Source organism: Chloracidobacterium sp. (genome assembly GCA_016716305.1).
Lineage (GTDB): Bacteria > Acidobacteriota > Blastocatellia > Pyrinomonadales > Pyrinomonadaceae > OLB17.
In genome coordinates this window covers 51,719-74,518 of sequence record JADJWP010000001.1, presented here as the reverse complement: position 1 = coordinate 74,518, position 22,800 = coordinate 51,719, and the positions used below count along the sequence as shown (strand labels likewise).

General features: G+C 53.5%; 14 protein-coding genes. 6 read left to right on the top strand and 8 right to left on the bottom strand.

Annotated elements, in window-relative coordinates; genetic code table 11:
• The first annotated feature begins 316 nt into the window (after window positions 1-316).
• Window positions 317-3,382 carry a carboxypeptidase regulatory-like domain-containing protein gene (locus tag IPM28_00305; protein MBK9171438.1) on the top strand — a complete coding sequence of 1,022 codons (3,066 nt, stop codon included), beginning with the start codon at window positions 317-319 and terminating at the stop codon, window positions 3,380-3,382.
• 15 nt (window positions 3,383-3,397) lie between these two features.
• On the opposite strand, the gene IPM28_00300 is transcribed toward IPM28_00305, so the two are convergent.
• Window positions 3,398-3,577 carry a hypothetical protein gene (locus tag IPM28_00300; protein MBK9171437.1) on the bottom strand — a complete coding sequence of 60 codons (180 nt, stop codon included), beginning with the start codon at window positions 3,575-3,577 and terminating at the stop codon, window positions 3,398-3,400.
• A gap of 239 nt (window positions 3,578-3,816) precedes the next feature.
• On the opposite strand from IPM28_00300, the gene IPM28_00295 reads away from it, so the two are divergent.
• Window positions 3,817-7,803 (top strand): carboxypeptidase regulatory-like domain-containing protein, encoded by a 3,987-nt coding sequence (locus IPM28_00295; protein ID MBK9171436.1) that lies wholly within the window; start codon window positions 3,817-3,819, stop codon window positions 7,801-7,803.
• A 115-nt stretch (window positions 7,804-7,918) separates the two neighbouring features.
• Window positions 7,919-8,815, top strand: a complete 897-nt coding sequence (locus IPM28_00290) for a ChaN family lipoprotein (protein MBK9171435.1) — start codon at window positions 7,919-7,921, stop codon at window positions 8,813-8,815.
• 58 nt (window positions 8,816-8,873) lie between these two features.
• Here the strand turns inward: IPM28_00290 and IPM28_00285 are convergent, their stop codons facing one another.
• Both IPM28_00285 and IPM28_00280 read right to left on the bottom strand, forming a co-directional pair.
• Window positions 8,874-11,234: a S9 family peptidase gene (locus IPM28_00285; protein ID MBK9171434.1), complete on the bottom strand. Its 2,361-nt coding sequence runs from the start codon at window positions 11,232-11,234 to the stop codon at window positions 8,874-8,876.
• A 57-nt stretch (window positions 11,235-11,291) separates the two neighbouring features.
• Window positions 11,292-11,750 carry a YraN family protein gene (locus IPM28_00280; protein ID MBK9171433.1) on the bottom strand — a complete coding sequence of 153 codons (459 nt, stop codon included), beginning with the start codon at window positions 11,748-11,750 and terminating at the stop codon, window positions 11,292-11,294.
• 38 nt (window positions 11,751-11,788) lie between these two features.
• On the opposite strand from IPM28_00280, the gene IPM28_00275 reads away from it, so the two are divergent.
• Entirely contained in the window at window positions 11,789-13,087 is a 1,299-nt protein-coding gene (locus tag IPM28_00275) for a sorbosone dehydrogenase family protein (protein ID MBK9171432.1), read from the top strand.
• On the opposite strand, the gene IPM28_00270 is transcribed toward IPM28_00275, so the two are convergent.
• From IPM28_00270 to IPM28_00260, 3 genes are all read right to left on the bottom strand, one after another.
• A complete protein-coding gene (locus tag IPM28_00270; GenBank protein ID MBK9171431.1) occupies window positions 13,069-13,422 on the bottom strand; it encodes a four helix bundle protein in 354 nt (117 codons plus the stop codon). The two genes, IPM28_00275 and IPM28_00270, sit on opposite strands and share 19 nt — an antisense overlap.
• Window positions 13,423-13,510: 88 nt before the next feature.
• Complete coding sequence (locus IPM28_00265; GenBank protein MBK9171430.1) at window positions 13,511-15,184, bottom strand: methylmalonyl-CoA mutase family protein; 1,674 nt, start codon at window positions 15,182-15,184, stop codon at window positions 13,511-13,513.
• 113 nt (window positions 15,185-15,297) lie between these two features.
• On the bottom strand, window positions 15,298-16,662 hold the full coding sequence (locus IPM28_00260) for an MFS transporter (protein ID MBK9171429.1): 1,365 nt from the start codon (window positions 16,660-16,662) through the stop codon (window positions 15,298-15,300).
• Between the two features lie 64 nt (window positions 16,663-16,726).
• Here IPM28_00260 and IPM28_00255 point away from each other — a divergent pair, with 64 nt between their 5' ends.
• On the top strand, window positions 16,727-17,242 hold the full coding sequence (locus tag IPM28_00255; protein ID MBK9171428.1) for a hypothetical protein: 516 nt from the start codon (window positions 16,727-16,729) through the stop codon (window positions 17,240-17,242).
• A 4-nt stretch (window positions 17,243-17,246) separates the two neighbouring features.
• Here the strand turns inward: IPM28_00255 and IPM28_00250 are convergent, their stop codons facing one another.
• On the bottom strand, window positions 17,247-18,593 hold the full coding sequence (locus IPM28_00250) for a sigma-54-dependent Fis family transcriptional regulator (GenBank protein MBK9171427.1): 1,347 nt from the start codon (window positions 18,591-18,593) through the stop codon (window positions 17,247-17,249).
• A gap of 97 nt (window positions 18,594-18,690) precedes the next feature.
• Between IPM28_00250 and IPM28_00245 the strand changes: the two genes are divergently transcribed.
• Complete coding sequence (locus tag IPM28_00245) at window positions 18,691-21,198, top strand: LPS-assembly protein LptD (GenBank protein MBK9171426.1); 2,508 nt, start codon at window positions 18,691-18,693, stop codon at window positions 21,196-21,198.
• Between the two features lie 3 nt (window positions 21,199-21,201).
• On the opposite strand, the gene IPM28_00240 is transcribed toward IPM28_00245, so the two are convergent.
• Complete coding sequence (locus IPM28_00240; GenBank protein ID MBK9171425.1) at window positions 21,202-22,743, bottom strand: fused MFS/spermidine synthase; 1,542 nt, start codon at window positions 22,741-22,743, stop codon at window positions 21,202-21,204.
• Window positions 22,744-22,800 lie beyond the last annotated feature (57 nt).

The following is a 22,800-nucleotide window of genomic DNA, read 5'->3' as shown; positions in this document are numbered from 1 at the left end:
TTCGGTTTCGGAAAAAGGTCTCCACGGCCGGATTCCGAAAATAGGAAAAGACGCTTTGTACGGTGTGGGAGACGTATTTGGCGTCTTTTCCGCATTCTGAGCAGTTGTGCGTGGCCAGATCGAAGACACATCGCGATCGAGCCGGTTCAGTATATCTGAGAGACTGGTTTGGGCTGATCGCGTTATCTCATGATATTTGCTACGATGTGCGAAACACGTCCACAAACAAAACCTTGACATCAATTTTGTTTTGCCGTTAATCTGTCGGCATTTCGTCCGATCACTTTCTTGTCACCATCGCAGCTTTTTTGGCCATATGAAACGAACCCGAATCGCGCTTTTTATAGCATTCGCCGTCGCCGCATTTTTCATTTACCAGTTTGGCCTGACCGAGGGACTCGCGTTCCAGGTGAAGCGTGCGAGGCTAATTGTCACGGATCAGAAACCCGAATCACGACGAACAGAACTGCGCGACGATAAATCGGCCGAACAAAATATTGGTAAGCTCGGTGCTACACCCGGACAAACGAATGGTCTTTGGGTATTTGGAGGGAGCCTTATTCCGAATCCGATCAGCACTCTTGCCGGACGCGACCGGCTTGTAAATACGAGTTCACAGTCTGGCTTCACCGATCTATATGTCAGCGTTTATCAGAGTACCCCAAACTCGTCCGGCCGCTTGATGTATCAGGACGATGACATGGCGGCACTGATCACGGCGGCTCATGCCAACGGGCAAGAGGTATGGGCTGCTTATGGCGATCCGGGATTTCCGGCGTTGGGATGCGGGTCTTCGTTTCCGATGCAGCGAATGGCCGAGGTCGCGGCGTATAACGCATCCCGCTCCTTGAATGAGAGGTTTGACGGCGTCGTACTCGACATCGAGCCGGCCGAGCCGATGTCTGAAGCCGACTTTCAGGCGATGTTGACCCAGTATCAGTGTTTCAGGGACGCGTTGCCGTCATCGATCAAACTTGCGACAGCCATCAGGTTCTTTTGGACAACCCCGGTCGAATATCCAGTCGGCGAAACCACCAGGCCCGCTTACGAACACATCATCGACATGAATTTCGACAACGTTATCGTAATGGGTTATCGCGATTTCGCCGGAACGTCGAATTGCGGAGTTGGCGATGGCATTATCTGCCGCGATCAGGACGAAGTGGCATATGCGACAAGTCTTAGCAGGTCGGGCCTGATACTGGCTGGCATCGAAACAAAGGACGTCTCGCCCGGTGAACCCGAAACGATCACTTTTTTCGAGGAGGGCCAGGTTTCGTATCACGTCGAAGCACGAAAAGTAGCAAGGCACTTTGAGTCGAGCAGTGGATTTGGCGGATTCGCGGTGCATAACTATTCCGACACGATCCTTTCCGACATTGCCGGCTGGCCTGACACTCTGACGGTCGGCACATGCGACACCGGCCAAAACGTCGATGTCGAGGCAAGCGGGGGAACTCTGCAGGCGGGCTATTCAACCCTCGGAGCTGCTTTTGCAGCAATTAATGCCGGCACTCACACTGGTGACATTGCGGTCGAGATCTGTGCAAGCCTTGATGAAGGGGTGAATCCGGCAACATTGAATAGCAGCGGTGCAGGGTCGGCAACTTATAGTTCGATCGAGATTTATCCGCTCTCGGACGGACTTACGATAACTGGGAATCCGGGAAATGGTTTTGGAATAATCCAATTTAATGGTTCGGACAACATTGCTTTTGATGGTGACAACCCGAATACAGTTGGAAAGAACCGCAACCTCACTGTGATCAACGCGAATATTGCAACGGGCAACTATAGTTCAGTAGTTCGAGTTGCCACATCACCTGTGATCACTAGTGCGAATAATATAAGGATGCAGTATTTATCCTTAAATGGGAATGCTACTGGTCGAAACGTTTCCGGAATCAATGGATCGACAACAGCGGCAAACACAACATTCGGGGTCTATGTCGGCGGAAACGGCGGAAATCCAGCGACTAACGCTCCAACTGCAATCACATCGGTGACGACTCAAGGGATCGCAACGAATTCTACTGTCAACGACTTCGTTGTTTCGAATAATTCAATTAGCAACTGTGGCCGAGGTGTCCAATTTCTAGGAGCCGAAGCGGCGATGTCGAACTCTGTAACCGTTTCGGGAAACACAATTGGAAACCCCACTTTGGGCGAGACGTCTGGAGTGTACTCAACTGGAATCGCCATTCAGGGAAGTTCAGGCATTCTTATTGCGAATAATACAATTTTTGTTGAGAGCTTCTTGTCTTTGGCATTGCGCGGGATCGACATTGGGCCGATAGCAACAAACAGCGCGTACGGGCCCGCAATTGTTGAAAAGAATCGTGTCGAAAGAGTCAAAAGTAATCGTGAGCTGACGCAGGGTGCTTATGGGATCAATATTTCGGGTGGAATCGGACATTCAATAAGAAACAATTTCGTATCTGGGGTGATTAACAGCCAGTTCGGGGGATTTGGTGGGGACCTGTCGCCAACGACGTCAGCAGTTGGGATTCGAATAGGAAACGGTACTGACCACCAAATTCAGCACAATTCAGTCAATCTTTTTGGCACTGTGCCGGGGAATGCTGGTTTTAATATGACTACTGCCTTTGCAATTTCAGCAACTGGCCAGCTTCGCCTGGATGTTAGAAACAATGTGTTTTCAAATCAGATTAATGGCGGTAGTCTTGCCGAAACTCGACACGTTGCGATATATCTTCCATCTGGAGCCACCAGTACCATGAATCTAACGATGAATAACAACGCGTATTTTCAGGGAAATGAGACGAACAGTAGAATGGCTCGACGAGGAACATCAACGTTACTTCCACCTGAAGACGAGTATATCTCAGCGAATTTCAATGCCGGGGCGACGACTCCGGCGACCAACTTCCGTGCGTACTCGAGCACATTGCAGCTTTCGGGGAATAACGACAACGCATCGTTTGCGACGACAACGGCTCCTCCATTTGTTTCGAACAGCGACCTGCATATTCCGACAGCAGGATCCTCACAGCTCAACAACGGCGGTGCGGTAACATCCGTCATTGACGACATCGACGGTGACGTACGCGGGGCAACACCTGATATTGGCGCAGACGAGATAGTCGCTCCGACCGCTGCGGCGGTCACGGTGAGCGGGCGTGTCATGACCGCGAACGGGCGAGGGATAGGGAGCACCCGAGTGATGTTCACGGGAGGAAACTTGACCGAGCCGCTGACGGCCGTGACCAATCAGTTTGGTTATTACCATTTTGAGGGGATCGAAGCCGGCCAAACCTATATTATTACGGTAGGTCACAAGCGTTATGCCTTTTCCGAACCGTCGCGTGTGATCGAACTTTTCGACAACCTTTCTGATGTCGATTTTGTTGCCGTTTTCTGATCGGACTACCCTCCTTTAACCCTTATATTTACGCGACTCAAGTCCGGCAGGCTGCGTCCGCCCGCGTTTTGTCTCAGGATCGATGTTCGCGGCCAATGCGTTCAAGATCGGCCGTGGCCGGGCGTCAAACGCAGATATCGAAAGTTCGGGCAGCGGCAATCTCTTGACAAAGCCGGGAAACTTACCGATACTCATCTCACTCGATCTAACAAGTTATCAAAAGGGCCTTCGCGAAACCGACTGAATCTGAGTGTTCAATAGATACCGGGTTCGGATGTTCGCACCTTGGTCGTGGGATGAAAGCTGTCGAGCCGTATGCGATCTTTCGCCGTCCTTTGCTCGATCGGCAGATGCTGTGGACGGAACCAAGTGTGGCCAGTTGATAACGAATAACCCGAACCGCCATCAATATTCCGGAGGAAACATCAAAGCTTATGAAGCGCATCAGCTCATTTTTCGCATTCGCCTTTATCATTTCGTTGTTCGTTAACGTCACGCTTGGCCAAGCTCCGGTCCAGCGGGATCGCCAGTCGAATAGAGGCACAGTCTCCGAAAAAGATCGAACGAACGGTCTACCGCCTGAGACTCTGACGGCTGTCGACGAAACGACGAGCGCATTTGAAACGGAAGCCGAGAACGCTCGCGGCGAGGGCAAGCAACAGTCTGCGACGATAGGTGTTTGCGATACGGCCGGTCCGATCGAGGTCGAATCCACCGGCGGAACCACCACGCCGACCGCATACCCAACGCTGAAAGATGCGTTTGATGCGATCAATGCAGGTTCACATACCGGTACGATAAATGTCGAAGTTTGCGGAAACACGACCGAAACTGCATCCGCGAGCCTAAATGCGAGCGGCAGCGGTTCGGCCTCTTACACAAATGTTACGGTCAGGCCAGTTGGCACGGGTCGTATCATTGAGGGAACGATAACGGGAGCTATCATAAAGCTGACCGGAGCGGACAATGTCACTATCGATGGCGACCCAAGCGGAGCCGGTTCGGCCAGGGAATTGACGGTCAGGAATAACAGCACGGCGGCGGCTACGGCAGCAGTTTGGCTCACCAGTACCGGTGTCGGTGCGGGTGCGACGAACAACACGATAAAGAATCTCGAGATCGCGGCAGGTGCTACGCAAAACACCACCGCTAATGCTACATTTGGCATTATTCTGGCAAGCAATAATACGGCGATCAGCACAACGTCGAACAGCGACGATTGTGACAACAATTCGTTCATTGGGAACCGAATCATCCGCGCCCGATATGGCATTGTTACCCGCGGAACCACAACGAACCCGTCGCTCGGAACGGTCGTAACGGGTAATCTGATCGGCCCGACCAGCTTCGGCGCCGACCAGATCGGCAAGGTCGGCATATTTATGCAGGCGGACAATGGCGCGACCGTGTCGAGGAATATCGTGCAGTTCGTTGGCGGTGAGTTTGGAACAACAACGGCCGGAGCCGATCGCGTCGGCATCGGTATCGGGAGCGAATCGTGGAGCTCCTCTGCACCCGGAACACTGACTTCCGGAAACTACACGGTGACCCGAAACATCGTCCGAAATATCGTCGAACAGCGAACGTTCTCGGCTGCCGGAATTTTGGCGTCGACCACAGGCGGCGGCAGCCCGACGAATAATCTGATCGCAAACAACTTCATCTACAATATTGTTTCAAACGGCACGAGCGGTGACCAGCCGGTCGGCATCGGCGTCGCCGGCGGCTTCTCGGACAATATCGTTTTCAACTCGATCGCTATCACTGGCGATATGGACGGAACTGGTGCGACTGCGGCCGCGACCTACGGCAACGCGATCCGCATTGCGAACGCCGCAGGTACGACACACCAGAATCTTAATCTCAAGAACAACAGTATTTATCTTGACGTAACGTCAAATACGACAACACTTCCGTACTTTGCGATCACGGTCAATTCGGCGACCTATGCGTTCGGAAGCGGTGGGCTGAACCACAATAATTACTATATAAACTCAGCGAATACTCAGTTAAGCACAGGCGGGCTTACGACTAATGCGACGGCTCCGACGGCACCCAATACATTTGCGACGCTTGCGTTATGGCAGGCTGCTTTAACACCGGCTCAGGACGCGAACTCGATCCAGGCCGATCCGCTCTACGTTTCAAATACCGCCGATCTTCATATTGCTTCGGGCTCGCCAAACGTAAATGCAGGAACGGCGGCCGGTGGCGTGATAGAGGATATTGACGGCCAGTTGCGCGTCGCCGCTCCGGATATCGGTGCTGATGAACCGGGCGGCATTGCTCCGCCTGTCAACGATATCCAGGCGGTTGCGTTGGTCTCGCCGGCGAGCGGCAGCACGGTCCCGGCGACGACGCCTTTTGCCCCGCAGGCATCTTTCCGCAACCTAGGGACGGCAACTCAAACCAATGTTCCTGTTCGTTACCGAATCCTAGACGGCATGATGCAGGAAGTCTGTAATGTGACGGCGACCATCCCGTCATTGGCTAACGGACAGACCGCGGCAGCGACGTTTCCAAATTGTACGATCGCTGCGCCGGGTTCATATTCGATCGCGGCCCGTTCTGAGCTCGTCGGTGATGAGAACACCGCGAACGACGAGGTCACCGGCTCGATCAACGCTGCATTGCCGCTGGCAGGAACATACAGTGTCGGTACAGGCGGCGATTTCTCGTCGCTGACGAACGCCGGAGGTATCTTTGATGTTCTCAATTCGGTCGGGTCGACGGGCAGCGTTACGATCAATATCACGGCGGATCTAACCGGCGAGAACGGAGCTATCGCTCTGAATGAACTGGCGAGCGGGCAGCCAGTCCTGATCAGGCCGTTGGGCGGCGCAAGAACGATCACCGGAAGCAGCACGAACAGCATCATCAGGCTCAATGGTGCCGATAACGTCACGATCGAAGGTTCGCTTTCCGGAGGTACGGCAAGCGGGGTCGGCGGTAACGGGGCGATCCGCGACCTTACTGTACAAAACACCAGTGCGGCCGCTACTGCCGGAGCCGTAATTGCGGTGATGACCGGTACGAACGGAGCACAGAATAATACGATCCGCAACGTTAATATTGTCGGTCAGGATCCGACGCAAACGCTGATCGGTATTCACCTCGGAGGCAACGCACCCGGCAGTTCCGGTGCGGATAACGACAACAACGTTGTCGAAAATTGCAGTTTCAAGCGTTCGTTCATTGGTATCTATAACACCGGTACCAGTGCGGCCAACCCAAATACGGGCAACGTCGTCACGATGAATGACATGACGGCGACCGGTGCGGACCGCTTGCGGCGAGCCGGCATTTTCTTCTTCAATCAAAGCGGCATCGCCGTCACGTTGAACGCCATCGGCGGGATCACGGCCGACGAAGGTGCAGATGCGATCGGCATCATTGCCGGAATTCAGAATGTTACGTCAACAGTAACAACTGGCGGCGGTGTATCGAACGCAAATATCTCGCGAAACATCATCCGCGGTGTTGCGAGTACGAATACGACCGGGTTTTCGGCGGTCGGCATCGCGGTTGCCGGAGATCCGGCGGGACCGAATACGATCGCGAATAATATGATCACGGGCGTTCAGGCACCATCGACGTCGCCTGACCTTACGGCCGGTATCTTTGTTGCAGGCGTGACCGGATCGAGTACCCGGCTCTATTTCAACTCTGTCGCGATGACCGGGGACAGGGGAACCGTTGCAACGCAAATGCCAAGCTACGGTCTTGCATATACGGCAGATGTTGCCCTCGAATTAAAGAACAACATCTTCTACACCACGCAGATCTCCGGCGGCGGTGTCAATGCAAAGAGCTATGCGGTCGGCACGCTTGCCACGGCTTTCGCAAATCTGGACTCGAATTACAATGCATTCTATTCGAGCGGAGCGAATGATGGCGGATTCAGAAGCGGGTCTCTTGCGGCCGGTGCGGGCACTGACTATGTTGATCTTGCAGCATGGCAAACGGCGGTCGCTGACGATGCGAATTCTCAAGAGGGCGATCCGTTGTTCGTGAATCCGCTGAACGATCTGCATCTTGAGGTGATCTCGCCGGTCGAGAATGATGGAATTGACATCGCAGGAATAACCATCGACATTGACGGCGATCTTCGGCAATCGCCTCCCGAGATCGGTGCAGACGAGTTTGGCGGCCCGCCGGTGCCCGTGTCAGTTGGCGGCCGCGTGTTCGCATCCGACGGACGTGCGATCCCGAAGGCTGTTCTTGTTATTTCGGGCGGAACGCTTTCGAATCCGATACGAGTCATTACGAACGGATTCGGTATTTACCGATTCGATGAGATCGTCACCGGCCAGACCTACTCGGTCACGGTCGCGGCAAAGGGCTTTACTTTCGCCCAGCCGACGCAGGTGATAGTACTGAGCGGTGAGAATCTTAACGTCAACTTCACCGCCGAACCATAAGGTTCGCATTGAGTCTCGAATGTAACGCATCGCCATTGCGGCAGTTCACGATCGCGTGAACTGCCCATCGACGGTGCGTTTTTTTATCGTCCGGTTTTTGTTAATCTAGCGGTATATGAACAACTCGTTTTTTGGCATTGCAGTGCTTTTATTATTCGCAGGTGCCGTTTTCGGTCAGCCGGGAGAAAAGCTCTATCGGATATTTGACTCAAAGGGAACTCCGGTCGCATTCGATGAGCTGATCGCGTCGTGCGGCGAAGCAGATGCGGTCTTCCTCGGTGAGTATCACGACGACGCGGTCGGGCACGCGTTTCAGTTTGAGGTCTTTCAGGCAGTGGTCAACAGGCTGAATGCCGAGCGAAAAATAATACTCTCGCTCGAGATGTTCGAACGAGACGTTCAGGTGGTCCTGAACGAATATCTTGCGGGTCAGATCACCGAGAACCATTTTATGCTCAGCTCGAGGCCGTGGGGGAACTACAAGACCGACTACCGTCCGTTGGTGGAGCTTGCAAAAGAAAAACGGCTGCCGGTCGTTGCGGCGAACGCTCCGCGTCGTTATGTCAACATGGTCTCCCGCGGAGGCCGCAACGCATTGAGCGGGTTATCAAAAGAAGCGAAGAGCTGGCTTGCCCCTTTGCCCTACGCCGAAGCATCACCCGAATACGAGAAGAAATTCAAGGCGTTGATGGGTTCAAGCAGCGAAGCAATGATGGGACTCGACAATATTCTGAGTTCACAGTCGCTCTGGGATGCGACAATGGCATATTGGATAGCCGACAGCCTGAAACGTAACAAAGGAGGATTGGTCGTTCATCTTAACGGCGGATTTCATACCGAGCGAAGGCTCGGCACGATCGAACATCTTGCGAAGTACAGAAAAAAAGCGAAGGCGATCGTAGTGAATATTCGGTACGAGGATGACTTTCGTAACTTCGATAAGGCAAAGCATACAGACTCGGGTGACTTTGTTGTTCTGACCGACGCCAAACAGCCCCGCAGTAAGCGATAAAGAAAAAAAGGACGGGGTATGACACCACGTCCTTTTCAGTTAAGTCACTCGTGAAGGCCTACTTGTTTCGTACGGCCGTAAATGTGACGGTGCCGATCCCTGGTACGTTGAGCGTGCCGGACATCTTTTCGCCGTCGATCTTGCCTTCCATTTCGATCGTCGTTGGCTGGCCCTGGACCTCGGCATCAAGAATTCCCTTTATTGCGTTTCCGTTGATCTTGCCGTCTTTGATCGTGCCATTCCCGACCATCGACGCCATTGTTCCCGTAAAATCGGATCCGTTCTGTTCGATCTCGACCGCGAGGTCGATCACCTGGCCACCCGCATCAACCGACATCGTCCATTTGCCGGCGATATTTGCTGCTTCCGCACCATTAGAGACAGCCGAACCTGTAGGCGTATTCGGATCTTTGATCACGACGTTCTTCGGATCGACCGTGATCTCGGCAAGACGTTTTGCTACTTCAGGCGTCATTGATTCCTGATAACGGCCCCCGATGTGCTTTGCCAAGAATCTCTCTGCGGCTGCGATCATTGCCATATTGTTCACCGGACGGGCGAAACCGTGTCCTTCATCCGGAGCAAGAATGTACTCGACCGGATAATTGCGGTCGCGGAGAGCGACGACGATCTGGTCAGATTCACGCTGCTTTACTCGCGGATCGTTGGCACCCTGGACGACCATCAAAGGCGTCTTGATCTTATCTGCATGTGCGTGAGGCGACTGGCGTTTCATCTGTGCGAGGCCCGCTGGCGTTCGAGGATCGCCCATTCGCTTATAGAACATTTCCCGGATCGGTTCCCAATAGGGCGGTATCGAATCGAGAAGCGTCTGTAGGTTCGACGGAGGAACGATAGCCACCGAAGCCGCGTATTCATCGGGCGTGAACGTTACGCCGGCAAGAGCCGCATATCCGCCATAGCTTCCGCCCATTATCGCGACGCGTTTCGGATCGGCGATACCCTGTTCGACAAGGTACTTCTTGCCCCAGGTGATATCATCCTGCATCTTTTCGCCCCACTGGTTATTCCCGGCGTTCAGGAACTTTTTACCGTAGCCGGTCGACGCCCTGAAATTTGGCTGCAGCACGGCATATCCGCGATTTGCCAAAAACTGAGCATAAGGATGATAGCCCCACGAATCCCGGCCCCACGGTCCGCCGTGTATGAACAGAACGGTCGGGAGGTTCTTGCCGTCCGAACCTTTCGGTATCGTCAAATACGCAGGTATCTCAAGGCCGTCAGACGATCTGTATCGGACCGGTTTCATCGGTGAGAGGTGTTTGCGATCTAGTTTTTCTCGTACCTGATAAAGGGTTGAGAGGTTCTTGGACTTACGGTCGTAAAGCCAAACCGTTCCCGGATCGACATCGCTCGATGTGACCACGATGAACTTTGTTTCGTCGCGTGTTGCTGACTGGAACGTTACGTCACGGTCGCCGAGGCGTTTCTTGATATTGTTGTAGTCTTTCTCGTAACCCTTATCTTTCCAGTAGATACGCTCGCGGTCGTCTTCGTAGACGGTTGCCACAAGTTCCTTGCTTAGCTCTGAGAATGAGGCACCGCCGAAGTCGACCTTACCAAGCGGATCGCTTTCAAATTTGGTCACCGCACCGGTTTCGGCGTCCATAAGGACGAGTTCGATCAGGTCGAGGTCGCCTTTGTTCGTTTGGAAGTAGACACGCTTATTGTCTTTGTGAAATCTTATCGGCCCGCACGTCTCGAACGTGTTGCAGTCGTAGATCTTCGTTGCCTTTCCGTCAGCAGAGATCTTCAGGATCTCGGTGTCGCCATTCGGAGCCGAGCGGACAGCCATTCTGAGCTTATCTGCATTATCGAACACCATGCCCTGATAGCGGTCACGGTTTTCGCTGATTAGCGTCCGTTCACCGGTCGAGATCTTGACCTTATAGAGGTCGTGCCACGCTTTATCGCGGTCGTTGATCCCGACAAAGATCGCATCCGGATCGGTCTCGGGGACGGCCTGAATGATCGCCCTTATGCCCTTAGCATCGGTAAGATTTCGTGCGTTCGGAACGTCGCTGCCGGCCGCGGGTTTGTCTGCGGGATTGACTGCATAGACGTTAAAATTCTCGTCGCCGCCCTTGTCCTGGACGAACAAAATGTACTTTCCGTCTCTTGACCAGAAGTAATTCCTTACCGGTCGGGCCGTATCGGCAGTCATCGGACGGGCCGCGTCGAATGGCTCGCTGACACCCTTGACCCAGACGTTCATCGTGCCTTTATAAGGCTTGACGAACGAAATATAACGCCCGTCGGGCGAGATCTGAGCACCGGCGTATTCCGGATTGCCGAAGATGACCTCGCGGTCAATGATCGGCGGCAGCTGGGCGTAACTAACATTTGTCATGGTTACAGACAGCAACAGCGCGAAGAACATTACTGATATTTTTCTCATAAGTTTTGATCCTGTCGACATTGATACGCCCGTTCCCGAAATTCGGTTCGGACAAAATTATAAGATATCGCCACTCCAATATTGTTTGCGAAACCTGCTTTCCGACCAATATCCCTTTACGAGTTCGATCTTCGGGCTCGAACCTCTTTCGATCAGGACCGTGACCACATCGAAACGGTGATCCATTTCGAATACGCGAAAGATCCTGCGGTAAGCCCGTGCGGTTCGGGTGATCTGGCGTTGCTTTCGAAGATCGACGGCTGTAAGCGGACCGCCGAACTGCGCCGAGCGACGCGTCTTTACCTCGATGAAGCAAAGCACGTCGGCATCGAGTGCGACGATGTCGATCTCGCCTGTCACCTGCACACCCCTCGAATTGCGGCCGACCGGAACTTGAAAATTCGACACAACAAGCCGGTAGCCCTGGCTTTCCAGATGATCGGCGGCAAGCTTTTCGCCTTTCAGACCAAGGTAACTTGAACTGCTGTCATCCGGGCGTATATCCTGTTGTAACACTGATAGTTCCACAACGACCAAAGAAAAAGGGGAAATAGATGTTTAAGGATTATACCAAACAAGTTGCCGCAGCAGCATTCATATTGTCCTCTCCGGTCTTGGCCGTCATTTGCCAAACGCCCTCGCCGACGCCTTTACCGATCGCCGCGACGCTGCCGAAGATCGTCGAAACACAACGTCCGCTTGTCACATCGATCGATCCAGCAAAGCTGCCCGCACCGTTTCATACCGAGAGTGCCCGGCGGCCTTCGCGTGTCATACCGCAGCCGGCAGATGCGACCCTGACGGTCCCGAAAGGCTTTAAGGTCAACGTCTTTGCCGAGGGCGATTTCACATATCCAAGGTGGATGGCCCTTGCCCCGAATGGCGACGTCTTTGTTGCCGATTCGCGTGCGAACCGCGTCGTCGTACTGCGCGATGCGAATAAGGACGGCAAGGCAGACCAGCGTTGGGTCTGGTCGGCTAAGCTCGCACAGCCTTTTGGGATGGCCTTTCACGGCGATTGGTTCTATGTTGCGAACACCGATTCGGTTGTCCGGTTCCGGTATAAGACCGGACAGACCGAAGCCGTCGGCGACCCCGAACGCATCGTCGAGCTAACCGCCGGCGGTTATAACCAGCATTGGACACGCAACGTGATATTCTCGCCCGATGGCAAAAAGATGTTTGTCTCGATCGGTTCGGCGACCAACGTTTCGGTCGAGGACGATCCGCGTCGTGCGGCCATCTCGGTCTACGATCCCGACGGCAAAAACCACAGGATCTACGCCGGCGGACTCAGAAACCCGATCGGGCTGGCGTGGAATCCGAAGACCGGAGAGTTGTGGACCGCGGTCAACGAACGCGACGGCCTTGGCGACGACCTCGTCCCCGATTATGCGACAAGCGTGAAAGAAGGCGGCTTTTACGGCTGGCCCTATTCCTACATCGGCCAGAATGAGGATCCGCGTCGAAAGGGCGAATCGCCCGACCACGTCAAGCGATCGATCGTTCCCGACGTCCTCTTCACCTCGCACGTTGCCGCACTCGGGATCGAGTTCTACACCGGAAAGATGTTCCCGAAGGAATATCGCGGCGATGCTTTCGTCGCTTTTCACGGTTCGTGGAACAGGGCAAAGCTGTCAGGCTATACGGTCGTCCGCATCAAGTTTGACGACAAAGGAAAGCTCGAAGCGAATGCATACGAAGACTTCGTCTCAGGCTGGCTGCCGAACCCAGATTCGAACGAGGTCTGGGGCCGTCCGGTAGGCCTGCTCGTCAATTCCGACGGTTCGCTTCTCATCACCGACGATGGCGGTCGCAAGATTTGGCGGGTGAGCTACGGTGCAAGCCGCTGATTGAATCCGCTCAGCATCTTTCGAACTTCGATTATTCGATCTGCGTACTCGCTTTGAACCTGTTCGCCGAGACGTTCGAGATCGCGTGCGACGAGTACGTAATACTCCATCCGGTTCGCCAAAGCAATGGAGTTGGCGATTGCCTTTGAGAATTCGAAATTATTCTCTCTTGCGGAACCTTCGGCGATGAGTCCCGGAATATAGATACTGGTCTTCCTAAGAGTGTTTCTCAATCCGAAGAGTTCTTCTTTCGGAAAGTCTGCCGTAATTCTGTAAGTGTGCAGAGCTAATTCGTGTGCCTTCTGCCAAACCAAGAGCTTCTTGAAATCTTGCATAAGTTAGTCAACAGTTTCGAGTTATGAGTTGTGAGTTTCGAGTAAGAAACTGGAAACTCGGAACTGAAAACTCGTAACTGGTGCAAAATTAAAAAGCCGGCTCCTCGTAAATGCCGTAAACATCTCGCAACGCGACGCATATCTCTTCGACGGTAGCGTAGGCGGCGACGGCCTCGATGATCGAAGGCATCGTATTGTCACCCGAACTGGCGGCAAGTTTCAGCTTATCGAGAGCGATCGCGACGGCACCATTATCGCGGGTTGCCTTGACGTGAGCCAGCCGTTCAAGCTGGTGGTCGCGAACGGCTTCGTCGATCTGGAGGATGTTGTATTTTCCGGCATCCTCATCCATCGTGTATTTGTTGACGCCGACGATGGTCTGCTCGCCGCGTTCGACGGCTTTCTGATAGAGATAGGCGGATTCCTGTATCTCACGCTGCGGGAAGCCCGCCTCAACGGCCTCTACCATCCCGCCGAATCCGTCGATCTTGTCGAAATAATCAAGACAGCCATCGATCATCTTTTGGGTCAGCGATTCGACATAATAGCTGCCGCCGAGCGGGTCGACCGTGTTGGCAACGCCGGTTTCCTCGGCGATTATCTGCTGTGTCCGGAGAGCGATGAGTGCGGCCTCATCCGTCGGCAGGGCAAGGGCTTCGTCGTAAGAATCGGTGTGGAGCGACTGCGTTCCCCCGAGCACGCCGGCAAGAGCCTGAATGGCGACGCGTGCAATGTTGATCAGCGGCTGCTGGACGGTCAAGGAAACGCCCGCGGTCTGTGTGTGAAACCGCATCTGCATCGTCCGCGGATTCTTTGCACCAAAGCGTTCCTTCATCGTCTTTGCCCAGACGACGCGAGCCGCACGATACTTTGCGATCTCTTCGAAAAAGTCGTTGTGAGCATTAAAGAAGAACGACAGCCTCGGGACGAATTCATCAACGTCCATACCGCGATCGACGCCGTATTGGACGTACTCGACGCCGTCACGCAGGGTGAACGCAAGCTCCTGCAAAGCCGTCGCACCGGCTTCGCGGATGTGGTAACCGGAGATCGAGATCGGGTTGTATTTCGGAACGTGCTTGGTCGTGTATTCGAACGTATCGATGACCAGCTTCATCGCCGGTTTTATCGGATAGATCCACTCTTTCTGAGCGATATATTCCTTAAGAATGTCGTTCTGCAGCGTGCCCGAGATCTTGTTGAAATCAGCCTTCTGCTTTTCGGCCACGACCAGATACATCGCAAGGAAGATCGGGGCCGGAGCGTTGATCGTCTGCGAGACGGTCACCTGATCGAGCGGAATGCCGTCGAAAAGCACTTCGAAATCGGCAAGGGATGAAACCGCGACCCCGCATTTTCCGACCTCGCCTTCGCTCAACGGCGAGTCGGCATCAAGGCCCATCAACGCCGGAAGGTCGTAGGCTACCGACAATCCGGTCTGGCCGTGTTCGAGCAGATACTTGAAGCGAGCGTTGGTATTCTCAGGCGAAGAAAAGCCCGCGAACTGACGCATCGTCCAGAGCTTGCCACGATAACCAGTAGGGTGTATTCCGCGTGTGTAAGGGAACTCGCCGGGGAAGCCGATATCCATACCTTCGGAATCGGCTTCGGTGTATAGGCGTTCGACCGGTTCGAGGCTGACACCTTCGAACGAACGCTTTCGCTCAGCGGTCTTGTCCAATACCTTCTGCAGCGTCTCCGCTTCCCAACGTGCCTTCTCGGCCTCAGCTGCCATTAATGCTTCTTTGATCTCGGTTGCCATAACTTATAGGTGTATAAAACGAGATTTTAGCATAATCGGCCCTAGAGTTCTGAGCCGCGGTTCGATCAAGAGTAACTAGGATGAACTGCGAAATAGATGCTCACCGATAGCTGTTACGATGATCTGTCGGATCTCGCCGATTCACGCATCCATGCCTGCATCTGCTCGATCTCTTTTGTCACCGTTCGCGAGCCCGCCAGCAGCACAAGCATAAGCAGTACGCCGAGCGCCGGAATGACATACATCGCGGTGTGAAGCCCCTCGGCACGGAAGGGTTCGAGGGCAGCTTGGGTGAGGTCAATGACGCCCGATCGAGATGCTGCAAGGCGTGTGTAGTAATCGCTGAGCAGTCCGGTCCCATAAGGGCCGAGCGATGCTCCGAGGACGTACATCGCAAAGAAATAGACAGCCATTGCTGTACCGCGTGAAGCCGGTTCGGTAACGTCCTGAATGGTCGAGTAGACCGTTGAGTAATAAAAGTACATCAGGCCGCACGCTACTCCCATCAAAACGAGAAAGATCGTTGTGCTTCCCTGCGGAACGCTGAGAGCGAGATAGACCGTCGGGATCGACAATGCTATTGCGACCGTTCCGACGAGCATTCGTCCGTTCGTTCGTTTTTTCATGACGGCATCGCCGATGAAGCCGCCGATAAGCAATCCCGGTGCTCCCATAAGTCCGTAAACGATCATCGATACGAAGTTGGCCTGCTGTATATCGAGGCCGTGATAACGCATGAGGAACGGCGTAATGAACGAGCCGATGGCGTACATGTTGAAATTGTGGACCGCACCGGAAATGATTATCCAACGCATAGTCGGCGACCGAAGGACGTTGAGATAGGGCGAACCCTGACGCACCATTGAACCGATATCGTGAGTCTCGGAAGCACCGCGTTTCGGCTCGTGAATGAAAAGGACCGCGACGGCACAGAGAATGCCCGGAATTCCGGCGACAAAAAAAGCGGCTCGCCAGCCATATTCCTTTGCGATCGTGCCGCTTACCGCGAAGCTGAGAGCTACACCGACCGGAAGCCCAAGCATGAAGATCGACAACGCCTTGGCACGCCAACTCGGCGGAAAAAGGTCGCCGATCAACGACGTTGCTGCCGGTGCACACGAGGCCTCGCCGACGCCAACGCCGAGACGAAGGGCGAATATGTGCCAGAAATTTTGTGCGAGCCCCGAAGCTGCGGTCATCAGGCTCCACGCAAACACACCGGCCGAGAGAATGCTCTTGCGACCGATCTTGTCGGCCAATCGGCCAAGCGGTATTCCGACCAAGGCGTAAAGCAGCGTGAATGCCGTCCCGAGAAGCCCAAGCGATGCGTCGCTCAGCCCGAACTCTTTACGGATCGGTTCGCCGACCGCACCAAGTATCTGACGGTCAAAGAAGTTGATCGTGTTGATCGCAAACAAAACGACGAGTGCGAACCACACGGCGTTTGTTCGGAGGACGGTCTTTTCGGTTGTTTCCATTATTGAAAAATTGCCGCCGAGGGCGTAAATTGCATTACGATTTCAATGTGCATACAATTACCGAATGTCCGAAACAAAGGCAGCCTTTATAGCCGCAGTTCTTTCTTTCTTCCTGTCCAGTGTCGGGTGCAGTGGTTCGAATGACGCGGTGAACAATTCGAACGCGAACTCAAACTCCAACTCTCAATCAAATAACCGCATCGCCGCCAAAGACAGTGTCGAAGAACTTGGGATGCTGATCAAGCTTCCTTATGAGGCGATCGAAACTTATTGGATCGAGTCGGTGTCTTCGAAACAAGGCTATTCACGGCAGCTAACGGCAGTTATCCGGTTTTCTGCAGCTGACGCCAACAAGCTGGCAGCAGACGCGGCGAAACTGACGGCACCCGTTCCGTATTCGGTCGAGCTTGAGGACTGGTTCCCGACCGAACTTGTTACAAAGAGTGAAATGACCGGTGACCCAAAGCTTGCAGGCCAGTCCTACTCGGCTGCGGCTTTTTTCCAGGAACCGTACATCGAAGGCCGGCTGACACGTATCGACGAAACCGATTTCTTCGTCGTCGAACTATCGGCCAAATGACGCTTCAGATCTCGTCGTAACGTTTGAGCTTCCGGTAAAGCGTAGAAAGATCGATACCAAGGACCCTCGCCGCTCGAACCTTATCATTGTCAAACGCTGTCATTACCTCAGCAACGTAATCACGCTCGACGTCCTCAAGTGACCGCATCTCAACATCTTGCCGTACCTGCTTGAATGTATCAGAAACCACTTTCTTTGGAAGATCAGCGACCGTGATCTCATCACCGCTAAGGATGAAGGCCCGCTCGACCGCATTTTCGAGTTCACGAATATTCCCCGGCCACGCGTAGGCCGTTAGGGCCTCCATTGCCGGGATCGTGATCGGTTTTTCGGGCAGATTCTGACCTCGAGCCGTTCGCCCGGAAAAATAGCGTACAAGCAGCGGGATGTCTTCGGTTCGTTCGCGAAGCGAAGGCAGATCGATCTCGACCACGTTGAGCCTGTAGAAGAGATCTTCGCGAAACCTGCCGTCATTTACCTCCTTTTCGAGGTCGCGATTGGTCGCGGCGACGATCCTTGCATCAAACTTGACCGGTGTCGAGGTGCCGACCGGCGTCACCTCGCGTTCCTGTATCGCTCGCAGCAGTTTCGATTGCAATGCCAAGGGAAGTTCGGCGATCTCGTCGAGAAATACGGTTCCGCCCGATGCAGCACGAAAGAGCCCGGCCTTGTCGTTGACCGCACCAGTGAACGCTCCTTTTGAGTGGCCGAAAAGTTCGCTTTCGAGAAGATCTTCGGGTATCGCCCCGCAATTGACTGCGAGAAAGGGATGGCCCGCTCGGCGGCTGTTGAAATGGAGTGCACGAGCGACGAGTTCTTTCCCGGTGCCGCTTTCACCCTGGATCAATACGGTCGTGTTCGTGTCAGCTATCTTTTCGATAAGCTCCGTGACGCCTTTAAGGCCGGTGCTTTTGCCGATCATCTCATCGAATTTGGATTCCCGATTCAACTCACGCCGCAATGCCCGGTTCTCCCTAAACAGGTCGTGTTGGGCGATAGCGTTGCGAACCGTCTTGACCAGATCGTCGTTGACGAACGGCTTGGTAATGTAATCGTAGGCACCTTTCCTGAGAGCCGCGATCGCCGAATCAACTGACGAAAAGGCTGTCATGATTATAACAAGGGCATCGCGGTCGATCGTCTTGATCTGGTCGAGCAGCTCAATACCATCCATTCCCGCCATCTTGATGTCTGAAAGTGTCACAGAGACCTCTGCGGAAGAGAATATCCGCAATGCGGTTTCGGCACTATCGGCGGTCAATACGGCAAATCCTTCGGCCTCCAATAGGCGTCTGAGGATCGAACGCATCAATTCCTCATCCTCAACTATAAGAATGTTTTGTCCCGCCATAAATGAACTGAAACAATAGGTATTTTTTAGTCTAGCACAAGCTTTATTGTTTGTTTGGTTTCGTGATAGCATCGGTGATTATCAACGGCGATCCTAAATGCGTTTTTACAAGACCTTCCATCTTTTCCCGCTAGTGATCCTCCTGTTCATCAATATCGGGATCGCTCAGCAGCCGAATCCCGTCGAAAGGCAAGTCACCAACCCGATAACTGATACACCGAACATAAATCCGGTTTCCGCTGCTCAGGATATTTCAGCACCCAAGCCTAAAAAGCCGACGGTCGCTCCGGAGGGCGGAGACGGCGAGGTGGTCGTGTATTCAGAGCGGCAGACGGTCGAAGGCGAGGAAGGGAAACGCATTATCACATATATCGGGAACGTCGACGTACGATATGGCATTTACCGGATGCAGGCCGAGAAGATAACGCTTTACGAAGCTGAAGACAAGTTGGACGCCGAAGGAAGCGTTATATTCGATCAGGGCGATGATCAGCGTATCACCGGTGCGAAAGCGATCTGGAATCTGAAGACCAAACTGGGTGTGTTTGAGGATTCGACCGGCTTTACCAATCAGACGAATGACGGGACGGTATTGTATTTTACGGCAGATCGCGTCGAGCGTGTTTCCTTGACCGAGGTCGTCGTTACAAAAGGCAAGTTCACCGCCTGCGACGAAGCCGTTCCAAAATGGTCATTCACGGCCGACGAGGCCCGGATAAAGGTCAACGATCGCGTAAAACTGAAAAACGCGAAATTTCGGCTGAGCGATATTCCGATCGTTCCCGTGCCATTTGCGTCGATCCCGATAAAGGAACGCGACCGGGCGAGCGGATTTCTGACGCCGACGATCGGTTATTCCCGGAACAAAGGCCTTCGTCTTTCCGGAGCGTATTATTTGACGCTTGGGCGATCTGCCGACGTAACGATAAGGACCGATGTATATACCTCACGCGGGGTCGGGTACGGCCTTGATGTCCGCACGCGTGCGAATTCGCGTTCGTATCTCAATTTTGGTTTCTATGCCGTAAAGGACCGCATTTTCGGCAAATCGGCCAGTGAGCAATATCCCGATCAGGGCGGAACGATCCTGTATGCCGAAGGGGTTCAGTATTTCCCAAATGGCTTTACCGCAGCTGTCGATGTCAGGCTTACATCGAATCTCGCGTTTCGGCAGGTCTTTTCAGATGGCGTTCAACAGATAATTTCGCCGATCGAAGTTTCGCAGGCTTTTGTAAACAAGAGCTGGAGCAACTATACGATGAACCTGCTGGCAAGGTCTCAGGTCATATCGATCCCGAACGTCAGGGTCAAGACCCGTAATCTTCCGAGCGTCAATTTCGAGAAGCGACCGTCGATGCTTTCGTTCCTCAAACCGGTCTATTTTTCGTTCAAGACGAGCGTTGAGGGCGTCTCACGGCGTGAAGAGGTCGATGATCTCGGCCAATATCAAAAGGCGACAGGGGGCGACCCCGTAGTCTCACCCGCGATCGGCCAGCGGTTCGACGTCTACCCGCAGGTGACGCTTCCGATCAGTACTAAGTATATAAATTTTACGGCTACCGGCTCGATGCGGGTCACCTACTATTCGAACTCGTTCAACGACATGCGCCAGGTTGTAGGACGCGATGTGATAAGAAAGTACGGCGAATTCGAATTTGATATCAGACCCGTTGCACTCGCCCGCAATTTCTACGGCAAAGGCGGAGCGTTTCGCTTTCGTCATGTGATCGAACCTTACGCCACGTATCGTTACATTAAGGGCGTCGACAATTTTAACCGGATCATCAGGTTCGACCATTTGGACACCATCAGCGACACTAACGAGATCGAAATTGGTCTGATCAACCGGGTATACACACGTAAGTACGCAGAAGCTGTTACAAGCGATGCTCAGTTGAAGCTGCGAGACGCTGCAAGCACGGCAGACAAACCGCTATCTACTCAGCCGTACGAGATATTTAGCCTCGCGATACGCGGAAAGTACTTTTTCGACAAGACCTTCGGTGATGCGTTGGTTCCCGGCCAGCGAAATCAGATCGCTCCGATCACCGCTTTGAGCTTCTACACCTTTGGCGGGGTGCCGAGAAGATTTTCACCTCTCAGCGTTGATATGACCTACCGGCCGAGGCGAACGATTTTTGTCAACGCCAGGGCGGACGTCAGTACATCGGGCGACGCCTTGCGGACCGTATCGGCCACGGTCGGCTACGATACGCCACTGCTGAAGTTTTTCCAGACGTTCTATTACACGAGGGCCATTGACCTTGTTCCATCACTCGCTCAATTCGCCGATCGAAACGGAAAAGAACCGGGGACACTGCGAGGTTCGCAATGGAGCCCATCGGTGTTTGTAGGGAATCGCGATAAGGGCCTTTATGGCGGGGCATCGGTCTTTTTCGATTTTGAAAACCGCCGGGCAACACGTCTATCACCGTTAATAAGCTCTCTGTATACCTTGGGTTACGCCGGTAATTGCTGTGCGGTTGCAGTTCAGTATTACACCTTCAATGTTGGTGCTCGAAACGAGAATAGGATCGTATTCAGCTTCAGATTGAATGGGATCGGGAGTTTCGGTACCGAGCAATTCGGTCAGGGATTAAGGTGAGCCTCACCTGGTACTGGCATCCGAGGCCAAAGCGTGGGCGACCGAACTGAAATATTCGATCGGAGCCAGGTCATCAGTCAGGACGAGGGATGAATTCGGTGGGCCAGGTTCGTATCGACCAGCAAGTAGTTCCTCGAGGACCGGATCATCCAACACGACACCTGCGGTCTCTATTCGTTTTCGACCGACCAGCATCAGATTCTGAAGGCTGGAATCGGCAGCACCGGCATCGACCCTATAAACATCAACCGATGCAAAAACCGATCTGTACGTGGCAAGTTCCGCCTGAAAGAACATTGCGGCATCACCGCTCAATGCTGAACCCAAGTTCATGATCACGACACCGTCGTCGTCCAGTATTCGATGTATCTCTCGCACAGCCTCTACGGTTGTCAGATGGTACGGAATGGAAAACAGCGAACCAAACGCATCGACCATCACGACCTCGAAAGTGGACGATCGTGCCCGATTCAGGAACGTCCGGCCGTCCTCGTGTATGATCGACAGCATCGGATGATCGACCAGATTGAAGTAGCGCCGCGCGATCTGGGTCATACCTGGATCGATCTCCACAACCGCGATTTTCGCTTCAGGGTAGACCCGCAAATGTTCCTTCGGGAATGAATATCCCGCACCACCGATCATAAGCGTATTTCGGTGGCCTGGCCTGTAATGCCTGACGAGGTGGTAATACCTCGTGTATGTCAAAGCCAGGTCATCCGTATCGAAATAGATCGCTGATTGTATCGAATACGGGTCAGTGGAAAGTACTCGCATCGGCCTTTCAGTTTTTGGCTGTTTGGACGTAAAAACCCGGACATGGCTATACTCCGTATCAAACTCCTGCAAGTCGAATGCCTTTTTAAGATATGCCGAAGTTAACTCGCTGCCCACAACTCCCGCTGCGAAAAGCAGAAGCGAGATCATTGCGATTCGATTGAATGCGAACGTGGCCAACAGAAGGGAAAGAAGGAACAAGGAACCGGCGATAATGTAAAGCGACCGTGTGCTTCCTACAAAGGGTATCAGTAAGAAACCGGCCGCAAATGTCCCGACAATGCTGCCGATGGTTGAAAGCGCATATAGCCGGCCAACGGTCTTGCCAGCGTCATCGAGCGTTGCGATCCGAAGCTTGGTCGCATAAGGTATGACGAATCCAAGTGCTACGCTCGCGGGAGCAAAGAGTATCAATGACGCAAGAACGGCCTTTAGTTCGAGAATCGCCGGTGCCGAAGAGATGAATGACAATACAAGATCGCGAATCAGAATGGTCAGTGAGACCAAACCGCCGGCAACGAAGATTGCCGAGGCGAGAACCTTTACATCGGGACGCTCATCGGCAGTCTTGCCGCCGAGCCAGTAACCGAGGCTTAACGATGCAAGGATGACACCGATCAGGCTCGTCCAAACATAGGTCGAGGTTCCGATATAAGGGGCGACGATGCGTGATCCTATGATCTCATACGCCATCACAACTGCACCGCAAACTAAGACCACGAATTCAAGAACGATCGACGGACCGGATGATCTTGATGCGTCACTCATAAAAAGACAAACCCTGTTCTGATAGTGAATACCACAAACAGAACAGGGTCAAATCCA